The organism is Ruegeria sp. HKCCD7255 (assembly GCF_013031565.1).
Taxonomy (GTDB): domain Bacteria; phylum Pseudomonadota; class Alphaproteobacteria; order Rhodobacterales; family Rhodobacteraceae; genus Ruegeria.
On sequence record NZ_WQAG01000003.1, the window covers coordinates 483,130 to 495,760 of the forward strand.

Consider the following 12,631-nt stretch of genomic DNA (forward strand, 5'->3'; position numbering starts at 1 on the left):
TGGAAACGTTTGGCTTCGAAACTAGGCCTCCCAATAACACCTTGACGAGTCCTACAGTGTTGCGAGCTCAGGATGCAGATAGGCCTCAGGGTACGACATTGGCTTGAGTGGACCATTGGGCACCACGCAATTCCAACTGCGCCCGAAATAACCCTGGCGGCAATGTACAAGAGACCCTGCCTCGGCAATTCCGGGCAACGCGTATACACGGCACAGCCACCGCCACAAGTATGGGTAATCCAGGATTCGGGCACCATTAAGTTTCATCCGCACATAGTAGACGGGATCGTGACGATAAAGAGTTGGGAACAGGCGAAGATCTGCTTCTGAAAAGTGGTTTCCTGTCAAATACGGCCTGCCATCTGATAGATGCTCCTCCAAATATTCGAGTGTCTCAAAATAGGCGTCAAAAGCTGTTTCATAGATCGTTTGATCAGACGAAAACCCGGCCTTGTAGGCACCATTGTTAATCGCTGTATATATCCGTTCGTTCAGGTCGTGAATTTGATGACGCGGCACTTCGTCTGGGTAAAGCCTAACGCGTTCAGCCGCCGGGATTGTGCTGCCAAGTGAATCCGCCGCAGCGTCCAGCATTCGGACAATTTCAGCGCTTTCGTTGTTAACAATACGCCCTTGTATCTTGTCATACAGGATTGGAAGGGATTGCTCTTCAGAGCCTTCGGCACGATAGATCCCTTTGGCAAGGCGAAATCCTTTGCCGGTGCCGGTCTCGCTCGTGCATTCTGGCAAAGTCTCACCTGTGAGCGATGCAATCCGATCAGGTGCAAACTCCCATAGGTTTGGCGCCTCTGGATCGTCGTCACCGGTTCGGTTTGGAAATGCAACGTCCATGGTGATGCTGTTTTGAAGGCCCAACACATTTCGCGCCAGCGTCACTCTGTGACACCACGGGCAATTCAGGGCTACGAACAGGTGATAGCGATCAGGTTCTGCCGGAAACACTGGATCGCCAATGGCGTGGCGAAAGCCGCTAATACCGCGCACGAATTCACCCCGTGCGCGGCGCTTGTTGATATCAGTTTGGTCTTCTTCGGTAGATGCATCCGTCATGACTTCAGCATCATCCTCTGAGCCGGTGATGCAAGATGATTGGCACGGCCAATTCCTCTTCATCGCTGAGATGCCGTTTCAGGAACGCTTCAATCGTATCGCTCGTCGCATGGAGCTGTCCGGCTTCGTCGTAAGCTTGCGCCTCATCAAGTGCGGACAGCTTGATCACACGGTTCGCCGTCCGGGTAAAGTCACTCAGCACCTTATCCAGATCGGAGTGATCCTGCTCCAGCAACTCAAGCCCCGCATCAAAACGAGGGTCCGCAGCCGACAATTCAGGGAAATAGCTGTGGTCTTCCCAACCGTGATGACCATGCAGGTTCCCAACCAGATTGCCGCCATAGTCGGAAAGCCGTCCTGCATAGTCGTCAAACCCCATGTCGCTGTTCAACAGCTTCTCTGTATCCAATCGAATACGTTCTGCGACGCGGCGGAACATCTCATGCGCACCGAGCCAATGCTTGGTTTTTTCTTTGAAACCCGGATGGGCTTCCCAGCTGTCGCGGGGGTATTGGTCCAAGAGAAACCGCATTTCTTGAGGCATGTCATCTTGGCGAATGGTATATGTATCGAGCATCGGTTGTCTCCTTTCAGGCCAAAGATGGGAGGTCGGGCAACTGCTCGCCACTAGCGAGAACGCACAGTCACTATGCGTCAGCGAACCCCCGCAAATCCGATACCGTACAAACCGGCTATCGCGCGGTTCAAGGTTTTGACGTCGTGTCGGGTGAACCCGGACAAGCAGTCACGGGAGAAAAAACGGTAGGGGCGCTGGATCGGCCCAAAACTTACGACACGCATCGCTCAAGAGCGCGGACGGTACTGCTAGCGCAGCGCATGTGCGGCAGTTCAACCACCAAAAAACAAACTCCGTGATGGGATCGCCTTTGCTGTCTTGCTCGCTCCGAGCCGCAGATTTCAGAGAACGCGCATGCAATTCGGTGTCAAAGTTTCCACCTTTAGGGCTCGCTCCAGATTTGCCGGTTCCGTTCCCAAATTTTCTCACCTATCAAGCAATCATAAGTATCGGTCGAATTGAATTGCGCAAATCTGAAGTATTCGAGCACGGTCGTCGACGCGATCTCCAGCACCAGTTTTCGGCGGACGGCCTCTGCGAAGTCCTGCCAGTCAAGAACCGGAATGACAAAAGAACCTGGCCCGCCCGTCACGCAATTCTCGTAGTACACATCGAGGTCGTCGAGATGCCATTGGCTGCCCAAACCTTCTTGGGTCATGAGCGGCAATCCGTTTATGGTGATCGACTTTGACAGCACTGTTTCACGGGCTCGGAGTACCGGACGCCCCTGATTGTTAGGCCCGTCGCCTGAAACGTCGATCACCTTGCGCAGACCTTCGAATTCGTTCTCTTCGATCATCGCCGCACCAAAGATCAGCGCTTCAGAAATTGAAGTTCTGCGCAGAGCGGGATCGAAACGCGTGGTAAGAGCGCGCGCGAAGCCTTCAAGATCAGCGCGCGTTTCCACAAGTCGCCAATCAACGACCACTTCTTGCGTGCCGGCCCACTCGACATATGTCAAAGCTATCCTTTGCAACAGGCCCGACCGAACGGCCGCGAAGACCTCGTCAGACTGCAAGGCTGCCGCATAGCCCTGTCTCTGAATCTCGAGTTCCCGCTCGGTCATCGACCGAGAGACGTCGACGAGAAGAACAAGCTCTAGATCAACCTCCGTCGCCTGTGAAACGGCAGGCGCGGCTAAGAGAAAAGTGGACGCGAAAATGGTCAGGAATATCTTTCGTAGCATCCCTTAACGGGTGGTGCGCTGGGCGCTCAAGTCAAGCCACAAACGCATGATGATGTGGTTGATGAGAAAAAGCGGCAAAGCTTTGGGCGGACGTCTGCCATACCAAACATCAAGGCCAATCACGGAAAAACAACGTTTCAGTCGCATAGATCCGATAAACTGTCCATCGACGCTTGCGCAGCCTCTACGCTTTCACAGGACACCACGACAGCCCATTTGCCGTCCGCGAAGGCCACTAAACTGTTCTTTTTCGCTCGACTCTATGCGGCCATCCGCGTTTGCAGCCAGAATCAGTACGCGCACAAATCAACGACGATTTCTTCCTACTCGAACGATGCGTGGTTTACTCCCGATCAGGCCGCCCAAAACTCCCCCCCTGACGCTGGCGTTCGGGAAGCTGAGCCGCCGTAGGGTGCACCGCGACCCGAAACGCTCCCTCCCGATGCGCCGCCTGACCGGGACATCACACGCCATACACCCTGTGCAATCGCGATACCAACTGCAGCCCCCGCAAGTGTCTTGACCGAACTCATTGTCATGAATTCTCTGAAAGCTTCGCGAATAATCTCATATTTCGAATGCTTAATTCGGCGAGCAAGTTTAGTTCACCGGATGCCAGTCTTCTGACGGATCAAAGCTTGTCATGGCTGCCGCCTTTTCCAACGTGTCCTCACCCAAAACGGCTTCGTAGACGATACCGTTTTCCGAAACCATAAAGCTGTGCACCCCCGTCTCTCCGAACTCTGCCGGGACGGCCAGAAGGGCGTGACCTGCTACCATGTGCCCATTGACGAAATAGTCCATAGCACCACCGGGTGCCGCATCTGTCTGTTCTGTTAAGATGCGAAAATAGTATCCCGAATAGGGCTCGGGTGCGTGATCGGTTTCACCGTCACTGTACCCAAAGGCCGAGGCGCGCGCAAAAAGCTCTCCCAAAAGCGTGCCTTCATCTGCCCAGAACAATCCATCTCGTTGATCCGCAGAGGTTGAGATGATCTGGCTCGCAAATTCCCTGACCCCGTCACCGTCTTGATCCTGCGACCGGAAATCGGCCTGAACTTCGACATAGGCCTCCATCAATTCGATCACGTCCAGCTCATTGCGGCCAATTTCGCGCAGGCGTACTTCTTCGCGACCAGCGTCGTTGTCAAACGACCATGATGTGTCCGTCTTTGCGATGGGGACTGGGAAAAGCCACCCTTCCTCGCCAAGCGCGATCAGGACAGAGCCATCGTCTTGCGGTACAAGCCGATACCCTTCTCTGTAAAGCGACAGCAGGGCCAATTTGTTGATCTTGTCCTCGATCGGGTTTCCATCTGAAAGATAGTCCGCAGCTTCCGACCCAAAGACGGCTAAAACACCACCCTCGTCCGGGCTTTTTAGCGCCGCAACCATCGCCTCAAGCGCCTCTTGCGGAGAGCCATACGCAGCAGGGTCCGCTTTAGCCGGACCGCAGAACAGCGCGGCAATTACAGCTGTTTTGAATAGAATCCGTTTCATGTCTTATCCCCTCCGCTTGGCTTTTTTACCGCTGGCCTTACCCCGTTGCGAAGCTTTGCGTGCCTTTTGCCCGCTGGATTTCTTCTGGGTCGCCTTCGGCTTTTTTACCGCCTTGGGTTTAGAGGCCTTGTTGACGGGGGACTTGGCCGCCGAAGGTTTCTTAACTGCTGGTTTTTTGGCCGGATCTTTAACCGCTTTGCTTGGCGTCGGCCTGTTTACCTTGGGCTTGCCTCCATCCTTCATGGTTTTTCGAACTGCTTCGGTTTTGGCTTGTGAACCAGGTCGCGAAATATCCGGCGCTCCAGATGTCTGGGACAGCTTGCTCCGCAACGCGTCCGCGTTGCTGTCACTTTTATTTATCGGCAGCTTGGTTTTGCCACCATCGTCTTTTCTGGAACTAATCTTGTCCCGCGCCTGATCTTTCTTTCTATCATCCGGCGTCCAGCCTGTATTGGAGCGATTGATGTTCCCATTGCCGATATTGTTTCCGCTCCCGATATTGACGTCTCTGTCGATATTCACGTTGCGATCAACGTCCAGATCAATATTTGGGTTTCGGTAAATCGGGCCTCCTCCCCATCCACCGCAATTCCGGCATCCCCAGTAATCATTCCAATCGTCATCATCATCGAAAATGGCGTCAATCACGGCAAAGGTTCCGAACGCTACTGCACCGGTGACGATAGCATCGCCTACAAGGTTGCTATTGTTGTCTGCGTAAACGACCTGAGGGTCGTACTGCGGGACATAGACAACTTCGGGATCGGCGGGTTGAATAATGACATCTTCGTCCTGCGTGACTTCTACGACCTGTTCGTCTCCGGAAACCAGAGCCCCATTGTTGATCGCCTGGGTTCGCATCGTCTGGACGGCTGCCATCACGTCGTCGCTTTGGGCAAGCATGGCATCGCCCATCGTCTCAGTCCATTCGATGTGAGCAGCCATATCTTCAATCACTTCGGGGAAAGCGACGGCCAGAACCTCTACGCTTTCGTCCCATTCTTCAGCCTCAACAGCCGCTTGAATGATTTCAGGCTCTTCACCGTCAAGACTGGTGAGCAATCGGTCGCTTTTGATCACTTCCATCGGGCTGGTCGCTGCAACAAGGATCTGAATCAAAAGCGTATCGGGAAACAGGGCAATTGGGGCGACAAGATTTTCCAGCTCGGCCTGAGTCAGAAGGTCGTCGTCTGAGACTGGGTCAACAGTACCCTCCTGTTCAGTTTGTGCCCCCGCAAGTGTTGGTGCAAAAACCAAAACCGCGGGTATTATCCAACGAAATATACGGACCATAATCTCCCCCTTACAATGCCAACTATCCGAGGCGCTAATCATCACGAGCGCACCGGGAAACTTATCCCGATATTCGAATTCACTTATTTCTTGCATGTTGTCGCGGGAGGAACGGCTGTGTAAAGAGCCTTTAATCCAAACGGCTATTTTCGATGGGTATTGGAGGCTTAAGCCGGTGCGAAAACCCTTGTGGGAAGATTATCTACATAGTCGAAAGCCGTGCCCTGTTCTACAGCGACCAGGCCTGTCCAAGACCGAAAAAAGCCCAAGCGCCGGAACCTCAGTTCAAAGAATCACATATGGCCGGTTGCCGTTGGTGTGAATGTAGAGATCGGCCCTTACTGTGTAAGATAAATCTCGACTGCCTCAGACAACAACACAGAGGTGGCAGAAGTCTCGTTCAGAACAACTGGTGTCGCCTCGCGCCCGTAATGGGGTTTGCCAACTATTTTAAAAAATGTTGGTGTTTTCTGATGGCGCGACCCACAAGGCTGGAAGTTTAGATGCGTTCGCACATTCAGATCGATCCTTTAAATTGGTTGACAATTCGGTCACGTTGGGGGCCGTGCCCTGCGGAAGCTCACAAACACAGAGACTACCGAAGGGACTGCTCGCATTGTTCTGGTGTAATCGGCAAGCGGTTGGTGGAACTAGACCTGAATGATAACGGTGAGCCTTTACCTAAGTCCGAGCGCTCAGCATGCGGCGCGAAGACTCGAGCTGGCGGTCAATGTCAGGCCCGAGTGGTACCAGGTAAACGACGCTGCCGATTGCATGGCGGTCTTAGCACAGGACCAAAAGAAAAGGCTAAACAGGCCCCTCATCGCGTGCGCATGAGAATTTGATCGACGCAATCTGAAAGTTGGCCGCTTTCTGGCAGCGTCCGTCAGGTCGCATCTGAACTACTGAAGTTTAGAAGCGACCAAGAACAAACTCGTAGCAAATCGACCATTTTCTGGGTGCCTTCGCACATCTTCCACGAATCTATCTAACGTTTGTCTTTCCAGATCATGATCCCACGGCACTTCTACAACGCGCCCATCAGCTTCGATCTGCGCTGGGCTCCTGCCGCGGTGGGTGGGGTCCTCGACGGGTTTTTCGTATCGTATACGAACAGTTGACCCGAATGCAGCGTTGAGCCTGCAGCAGAATGCAACGCCTTCACTATGGAAACTCTTCCAATCAAATTTGAAGCAATGTTCATCGCTTCCAGAATTTCCAAGCTCAAAACGAGCGTGCCATGCACGCAAATCCAACCTTAGTTCTTCATCTATGACCGCGTCTTCGTCGATCCAGTAATACCCGTCCCATATGCCACCACCCAAAGGTGGGTTCACTTCGTTTTCCGGGCCGCGGTGGCGCCAACCAAAACAGCCAAAATCAGCCATTAGTGTGTGGGTTGTTATTATTGGTCACTCTATCCAAGAAATGCTCCAGTTAGCACCAGATGCCGACGTAGAAACATCTTACAAAGCTTTTGGGCTCGAAACAAATCAATGAGAAACCCTATTTGACGTGCCACGATTTGATGCCGCTCTTCTGAGAGCATTTACCTTGTCGAATGGATGTTACTCTGGGCTCAAAGCGGTTATCCGGCGGATTCAGTTGATTCGAGTGGCTCGAATGACGGCAAAGCGGACAAAGCAGTCGTAGGCCATGTCGCTATAATTGGCAGGCAAAGTACGACAAGATACTGCGTTGCATCGGCCAAAGGGCGTGGTGTCAGTGAACCTTCAAAAACCAATCATTCGAAAAAGTTCGGATGAGTCTCATGAATAAACTCAATCGTTTCATCTAGTCGCGACAGATGCGCCCGGATCGCGGCCTGCGCTGCGTCAAGATCTCTCGATGCTAAGCTCTCAGCGATCGCGCGATGGTCTGCCAAAATCGACGTGGCTTCGCTGGATTTTTCGAGGCTCAAGAGGCAGAGTCGATCCACCTTTTGTTTGCATTCAAGCATGACTTCGAAGGCCGTAGGATTACCGCTGAGAACGTAAATCAACTTGTGAAAATCATAGTCCAGCGCGTGGAATGTCGTCAGATCACCACTCTCGATAGCCTGTTCCTGCAAGCGTATGTTGTCGGCCAATTGAGCTTGGCATGATGCATCCCAAACGCCGACCGCGCGGTAAACGATCTCCAATTCAACGGCCAGGCGCACCAATCTGGCGAGTTCCACCCTCTCCATCGAAAATCCGCGGACTTCGGTTGCTTTTTGCGGCCTGATCAACAACAGATCGTCATTGCCAAGTCGTGTGAACGCATTCCTGACGGGTTGACGAGAGACGCCAAATCGGCGCGCGACTTCGGACTCCGACAGCTTTGTACCGGGAAGAATTTCAAGCGAGATTATTTCGTCATGCAGTTTTTCATAAACCGCATCAGTTGTGGTTCGTCTGACTATATCTTCCACGAATTCTATCTCGCTTCCCAATGGCATCGGCAAGTTGAGGCCCGCCATAACACCCCTAAACACTTGAAACTGTTCCAATATAGACCTTCTTTCAAAGAGCCCAAATCGGAACTGATCTTTACCCCTATGAAAAGTCTTAAGAGGCGCTGTGTCAAGCTATCTGGGATACTAGGTGACAAGTATTGACAAAACTTGGATACTAGTACTCGATATAGGGACAGTGATTCCGGCTCTGGGAGGAAGCAGGAGGCCATGCTTCCACCGACCTCCCTAACTTTGAAAAGCCAGGTCCTGTCCAAAATTCAACGGGGAGGAGAACCCATGACTTTTACGAAATCGCTATTTGCAGCTGCCAGCGCGGTTGCTCTCATCGCAACTTCTGCGTCCGCCGAGAGCTGGCGTGCCTGGAACATTCACAACGACGGCCACCCGAACACCGCGGCCATGGATAAATTCGCTGAGCTGGTCGATACGGCCACGGATGGCGAGATCACTATTGACGTCTTCCATGGCGGTGTTCTGGGGTCGCAACCCGATGCGTTGGAGCAAGTGCGCATCGGTGCCATCGAGGTAGGCAACTTTAACCTTGGGCCCATTGGACCCATGGTTAAAGAGGCGAACCTGGTGTCCTTGCCGTTTATCTTCAAGAGCGTGCCGCACATGTTCCGTGTCATGGAAGGTGAAGCGGGTCAAACCGTTGCTGCCGCGATGGGCGAAGCGGGCGTGCTACCTCTTGCCTGGTTTGATGCGGGCGCGCGTTCGTTCTACAGCCAGAAGCCGATCAACACACCGACAGATGTTGAAGGCTTGAAGATCCGTGTGATGAACAATGATCTTTATACATCGATGATTTCGGCCATGGGCGGCAACCCGTCACCAATGGCATTTGCCGAAGTTCAGCAAGCGTTGAAGACCGGTGTTGTGGACGGTGCTGAAAACAACTTCCCCTCGTTCAAGAACGTTGGCCACTACGAAGTAACCACTCACTATTCGCTGTCCGAGCACCTTATCATTCCCGAGTGCATTTGCGTGAACACCTCTAAGTTTAACGCTTTGAGCCCTGAAATGCAGTCGGCCGTCCGCAGTGCTGCGCAAGAAGCAGCACTTGTTCAGCGCGAACTCTGGGCTATCGGCTCCGAGCAGGCGCGCAAGGACGTGGAAGCCGCCGGGATCGCCGTAAACGAAATCGCTGACAAAGCGCCGTTCCAAGCGGCAATGGATACGGTCTATGCCGATTACCTGGCGGCAAACCCCGACATGCAGGCCTTGGTCGATATGGCGAAAGCCACCGAATAAGCTCGTCTGATCAGACAAAAACGAGCGTCCGGCTCCCAGAATGGTAGCCGGGCGTTTTATCCAAAAAGGGGGGCACATGAACGAGTACAAAAAAGCACCGGCGTTTTTGCGACCAATGGACAGAGCCTTCGATTTTCTTTCACGAGCTTGTGTTTTAATCGCGGGGATCGCTCTTGTTTGCATGACCGCGATATTCGCATGGCTGGTCTTTGGACGTTATGTGCTGAACAACACGCCCACGTGGGTCGAGCAAGTCTCGCTACTTCTGGTCATGGTTATTGCGTTTTTGGGTGCAGCCGCCGGGGTGCATAATCACACGCACCTTTCTGTGGTGATTTTTCGCAACATCGTCCCGACGCCGGTGCGCACGCTCTTTGTCATAGTATCGGACGTTCTGATGGCCGGGTTTGGTGCAATGATGTTCTGGTACGGGATCGAGTTGACCAAGTTCAAATGGAACACACTCATACCCTTGATCCAGTGGTCGGAAGGTCTGCGCTCACTGCCGTTAACGATTTGCGGCGCGCTTTTGTTTCTCTTTTCCGTTGGTCACCTCATCCGCCTAGTTCTCGGCAGGGATGAGCGCCAAGACAACATAGATCAGGGCTAATCATGGGACTGATGCTTCTTCTTGGGGTCTTTGCCCTTTGCGTCATAATCGGTACACCGGTAGCCTTTGCCCTGGGCATCTCGGCTTTGGCGGCGTTCTGGTACGAAGGCCTGCCGCTTTTTGTCGGGTTTCAAAGGATCGTTTCGGGGGTCAACGTCTTTTCGCTGATGGCGATCCCGTTCTTCATCTTCGCGGGCGAGCTTATGTTTCATGGCGGGATCGCCATGCGATTGGTCAAATTCGCGCAGGCAGCGGTTGGTGCTGTGCGTGGAGGTCTGGGGATCGTCAATGTGTTCTCGTCAATGCTGTTTGGTGGGATCTCTGGATCGGCCATCGCGGACATCTCGGCACTTGGATCAATCCTTGTCCCGGTAATGAAAGACAAAGGGTATGATGCTGACTACGCGGTCAACGTCACGGTGACCTCCTCCATCGCCGGGATCATCATTCCACCCAGCCACAACATGATTATCTTTGCACTGGCTACTGGTGGCGCGGTGTCGATCTCTAAGCTTTTTCTGGCGGGTGTGGTGCCAGGCGTGCTGATGTGCTGCTGCCTTGCGATTGCAGCCTATGTTGTGGCGGTTAAACGCGGCTATCAGGCCGAGCAATTTCCCGGCTGGACAGCACTGGCCATTGCCTTTGTCGGTTCGATCCCCGGATTGCTGACGGCGGTGATCATCGTTGGCGGGGTTTTGTCTGGAGTTTTTACCGTGACCGAGTCCGGTGCCTTTGGGGCAATGTATGCCTTCATCGTGACACTTATCGTCTATCGCAGTCTTAGCTGGGAGGGGTTCAAGGAGGCTGTGATATCTTCAGTGCGCACAACTTCGATGGTCATGATCCTGATCGCTTGTGCGGGTGCATTCGCCTACATGCTGACCTACAACCGCGTGCCCACCAAGACGGTCGAATTCCTGCTGGGTATAACCGAAAATCCGATCCTCATCCTGCTCATGATCAATGCAGTTTTGCTGCTTCTTGGAATGATCATGGATATGGCAGCGCTGATCCTGATCTGCACACCGATTTTTCTGCCGGTTATGAACATGCTGGGGATCGATCCGGTGCAATTTGGCATGATCCTGTTGGTCAACCTCGGCCTGGGCCTGTGCACGCCGCCTGTGGGCACCTGCCTTTTTGTAGGTTGCGCTGTTGGTAAGCTACCAATGGAGAAAGCCGTAAGAACGATATGGCCGTTTTACCTCGCAATCTTTGCAGCGCTCATGCTGATCACCTTCATACCGGCGATTTCCCTGACGTTGCCAAACCTAATAATCTCCCAATGATCAGCGGAACGTGCAGCACATGTTGACGATTAAGAGACTGGATATCACCGATGCTGAGAGGCTGATCGCAGGCGCACGCGCCAAAGCACGTCAGATCGGTGTGCCGATGTGCATCGCGGTGACCGATGAAAGCGGCAATCTAATCGCTTTTGAGCGTATGGACGGTGGCAAGATTACCAGCATTCAACTGGCCATCGACAAAAGTTTTACCGCGACTGGGATCCGGAAAGGCACAGATGTCTTGGGAGAAGTAAATCAGCCTGGCATGCCTGCGCACGGAATCTCCTCCGCTCTGGGCGGGCGCATGGTTGCTGTTGCGGGCGGCTTGCCGGTCATGTCAGGCGGCGTTGTCGTTGGCGGCATCGGCGTGAGTTCCGGATCGCCCGCGCAGGATCTCGAGGTGGCGCAAGCGGGCGCAGATGCATTCGATAACACGCCCACATGAAAGCATGGAGTAACGACATATGACAGCCCCGATAATTGGATTCATTGGCCTTGGCCTGATGGGTGGCAACATGGCCGAATGCTTGCAAAACAACGGGTATGACCTGGTGGTGATGGGGCGGACGCGGAGCGCCCTAGAGCCTGCGCTTGCGCGGGGCGCGGTGGAAGCCAGCACGCCGAAAGAACTCGCTCTAGCCAGTGATATCGTGATGCTCTGCGTTACGACTTCGGAAGTCGTCGAAAGCTTGATCTACGGCGACGAAGGGATACTCGCTGGTATCAAGCCGGGGACAACCATCATTGATTTCGGCACGTCCATTCCGGCATCCACCCAAAAGATCGGAGCGGATTTAGATGCAAAAGGGGCGGGAATGATTGATGCGCCTTTGGGGCGCACGCCAGCACACGCCAAGGACGGGTTGCTTAATATCATGGCCGCAGGTGACATGGACACCTATGTCAAGGTGAAGCCGGTGCTCGACGTGCTTGGTGAAAACGTCTTTTACCTTGGTGCGCTTGGGTCAGGCCACGTGACGAAGCTGATCAATAACTTCATGGGCATGACTACCGTTTGCGCGATGAGCCAGGCTTTCGCTGTTGCCAAACGCACCGGAATTGACGTGCAGCAGCTGTTCGACATCATGTCGGCGGGCCCGTCCAATTCGCCCTTCATGCAGTTTTGCAAGAACTATGCTGTCGATGGAATCAGTGATCTTGGCTTTTCGATTGCGAATGCTGCCAAGGACATCGGATATTTTGTACAGATGACACAAAACATGAATACCCGGGCCGAGATCGCAGAAGGTACTGCCGCTAACCTGGCTGCCGCTCTAGAGGCAGGCATGGGCCATGGCAATGTCCCTGAAATCTATGATCTTTTTGTGCAACGCGGCGCATAAGCGTTTAACGACTACTGTCCAATCTATTTCGCGCCGATTTCAGCTTTGAAGGA

Annotated in this window: 13 protein-coding genes; 6 read left to right on the forward strand and 7 right to left on the reverse strand. The window is 53.4% G+C overall.

What is annotated here, in order from left to right:
- Positions 1–51 precede the first annotated feature (51 nt).
- The 5 genes from GOX45_RS09090 to GOX45_RS09110 all read right to left on the reverse strand — a co-directional run bounded on the left by GOX45_RS09090 (position 52) and on the right by GOX45_RS09110 (position 5,627).
- Positions 52–1,071, reverse strand: a complete 1,020-nt coding sequence (locus GOX45_RS09090) for a glutathione S-transferase C-terminal domain-containing protein (protein ID WP_171100069.1) — start codon at positions 1,069–1,071, stop codon at positions 52–54.
- A 10-nt stretch (positions 1,072–1,081) separates the two neighbouring features.
- On the reverse strand, positions 1,082–1,648 hold the full coding sequence (locus GOX45_RS09095) for a hemerythrin domain-containing protein (protein WP_171100071.1): 567 nt from the start codon (positions 1,646–1,648) through the stop codon (positions 1,082–1,084).
- Positions 1,649–2,030: 382 nt separating this feature from the next.
- A complete protein-coding gene (locus tag GOX45_RS09100; RefSeq protein ID WP_171100073.1) occupies positions 2,031–2,834 on the reverse strand; it encodes a DUF1194 domain-containing protein in 804 nt (267 codons plus the stop codon).
- A 600-nt stretch (positions 2,835–3,434) separates the two neighbouring features.
- On the reverse strand, positions 3,435–4,334 hold the full coding sequence (locus GOX45_RS09105; protein ID WP_171100075.1) for a DUF2950 family protein: 900 nt from the start codon (positions 4,332–4,334) through the stop codon (positions 3,435–3,437).
- Positions 4,335–4,337: 3 nt separating this feature from the next.
- Positions 4,338–5,627 (reverse strand): DUF3300 domain-containing protein, encoded by a 1,290-nt coding sequence (locus tag GOX45_RS09110; protein WP_171100078.1) that lies wholly within the window; start codon positions 5,625–5,627, stop codon positions 4,338–4,340.
- Positions 5,628–6,130: 503 nt separating this feature from the next.
- Here GOX45_RS09110 and GOX45_RS22255 point away from each other — a divergent pair.
- The gene (locus GOX45_RS22255) at positions 6,131–6,472 is read left to right on the forward strand and encodes an HGGxSTG domain-containing protein (RefSeq protein ID WP_305851945.1); all 342 of its coding nucleotides are present in this window, start codon (positions 6,131–6,133) and stop codon (positions 6,470–6,472) included.
- A 57-nt stretch (positions 6,473–6,529) separates the two neighbouring features.
- Here the strand turns inward: GOX45_RS22255 and GOX45_RS09115 are convergent, their stop codons facing one another.
- Positions 6,530–7,015 carry a hypothetical protein gene (locus tag GOX45_RS09115; RefSeq protein WP_171100079.1) on the reverse strand — a complete coding sequence of 162 codons (486 nt, stop codon included), beginning with the start codon at positions 7,013–7,015 and terminating at the stop codon, positions 6,530–6,532.
- 356 nt (positions 7,016–7,371) lie between these two features.
- Positions 7,372–8,118, reverse strand: coding sequence for a GntR family transcriptional regulator (locus GOX45_RS09120; RefSeq protein ID WP_254430596.1), 747 nt, complete (start codon positions 8,116–8,118; stop codon positions 7,372–7,374).
- A 243-nt stretch (positions 8,119–8,361) separates the two neighbouring features.
- On the opposite strand from GOX45_RS09120, the gene GOX45_RS09125 reads away from it, so the two are divergent.
- From GOX45_RS09125 to GOX45_RS09145, 5 genes are read left to right on the forward strand one after another with little or no spacing between them, the layout of a single operon-like run.
- Positions 8,362–9,336: a TRAP transporter substrate-binding protein gene (locus GOX45_RS09125; protein ID WP_171100081.1), complete on the forward strand. Its 975-nt coding sequence runs from the start codon at positions 8,362–8,364 to the stop codon at positions 9,334–9,336.
- A gap of 40 nt (positions 9,337–9,376) precedes the next feature.
- Positions 9,377–9,946 (forward strand): TRAP transporter small permease, encoded by a 570-nt coding sequence (locus tag GOX45_RS09130; protein WP_254445963.1) that lies wholly within the window; start codon positions 9,377–9,379, stop codon positions 9,944–9,946.
- A 2-nt stretch (positions 9,947–9,948) separates the two neighbouring features.
- Positions 9,949–11,235 (forward strand): TRAP transporter large permease, encoded by a 1,287-nt coding sequence (locus tag GOX45_RS09135; protein ID WP_171100084.1) that lies wholly within the window; start codon positions 9,949–9,951, stop codon positions 11,233–11,235.
- A 19-nt stretch (positions 11,236–11,254) separates the two neighbouring features.
- Positions 11,255–11,680, forward strand: a complete 426-nt coding sequence (locus GOX45_RS09140; protein WP_171100086.1) for a heme-binding protein — start codon at positions 11,255–11,257, stop codon at positions 11,678–11,680.
- 19 nt (positions 11,681–11,699) lie between these two features.
- Positions 11,700–12,578, forward strand: a complete 879-nt coding sequence (locus tag GOX45_RS09145) for an NAD(P)-dependent oxidoreductase (RefSeq protein WP_171100088.1) — start codon at positions 11,700–11,702, stop codon at positions 12,576–12,578.
- The last annotated feature ends 53 nt before the right edge of the window (positions 12,579–12,631 follow it).

Bases quoted from the DNA above. Each gene is read 5' to 3' on its own strand.
- GOX45_RS09105 (WP_171100075.1), bottom strand. From the start codon at position 4,334: ATGAAACGGATTCTATTCAAAACAGCTGTAATTGCCGCGCTGTTCTGC.
- GOX45_RS09115 (WP_171100079.1), bottom strand. From the start codon at position 7,015: ATGGCTGATTTTGGCTGTTTTGGTTGGCGCCACCGCGGCCCGGAAAAC.
- GOX45_RS22255 (WP_305851945.1), top strand. From the start codon at position 6,131: ATGCGTTCGCACATTCAGATCGATCCTTTAAATTGGTTGACAATTCGG.
- GOX45_RS09100 (WP_171100073.1), bottom strand. From the start codon at position 2,834: ATGCTACGAAAGATATTCCTGACCATTTTCGCGTCCACTTTTCTCTTA.
- GOX45_RS09110 (WP_171100078.1), bottom strand. From the start codon at position 5,627: ATGGTCCGTATATTTCGTTGGATAATACCCGCGGTTTTGGTTTTTGCA.
- GOX45_RS09130 (WP_254445963.1), top strand. From the start codon at position 9,377: ATGGTAGCCGGGCGTTTTATCCAAAAAGGGGGGCACATGAACGAGTAC.
- GOX45_RS09135 (WP_171100084.1), top strand. From the start codon at position 9,949: ATGGGACTGATGCTTCTTCTTGGGGTCTTTGCCCTTTGCGTCATAATC.
- GOX45_RS09090 (WP_171100069.1), bottom strand. From the start codon at position 1,071: ATGACGGATGCATCTACCGAAGAAGACCAAACTGATATCAACAAGCGC.
- GOX45_RS09125 (WP_171100081.1), top strand. From the start codon at position 8,362: ATGACTTTTACGAAATCGCTATTTGCAGCTGCCAGCGCGGTTGCTCTC.
- GOX45_RS09140 (WP_171100086.1), top strand. From the start codon at position 11,255: ATGTTGACGATTAAGAGACTGGATATCACCGATGCTGAGAGGCTGATC.
- GOX45_RS09145 (WP_171100088.1), top strand. From the start codon at position 11,700: ATGACAGCCCCGATAATTGGATTCATTGGCCTTGGCCTGATGGGTGGC.
- GOX45_RS09095 (WP_171100071.1), bottom strand. From the start codon at position 1,648: ATGCTCGATACATATACCATTCGCCAAGATGACATGCCTCAAGAAATG.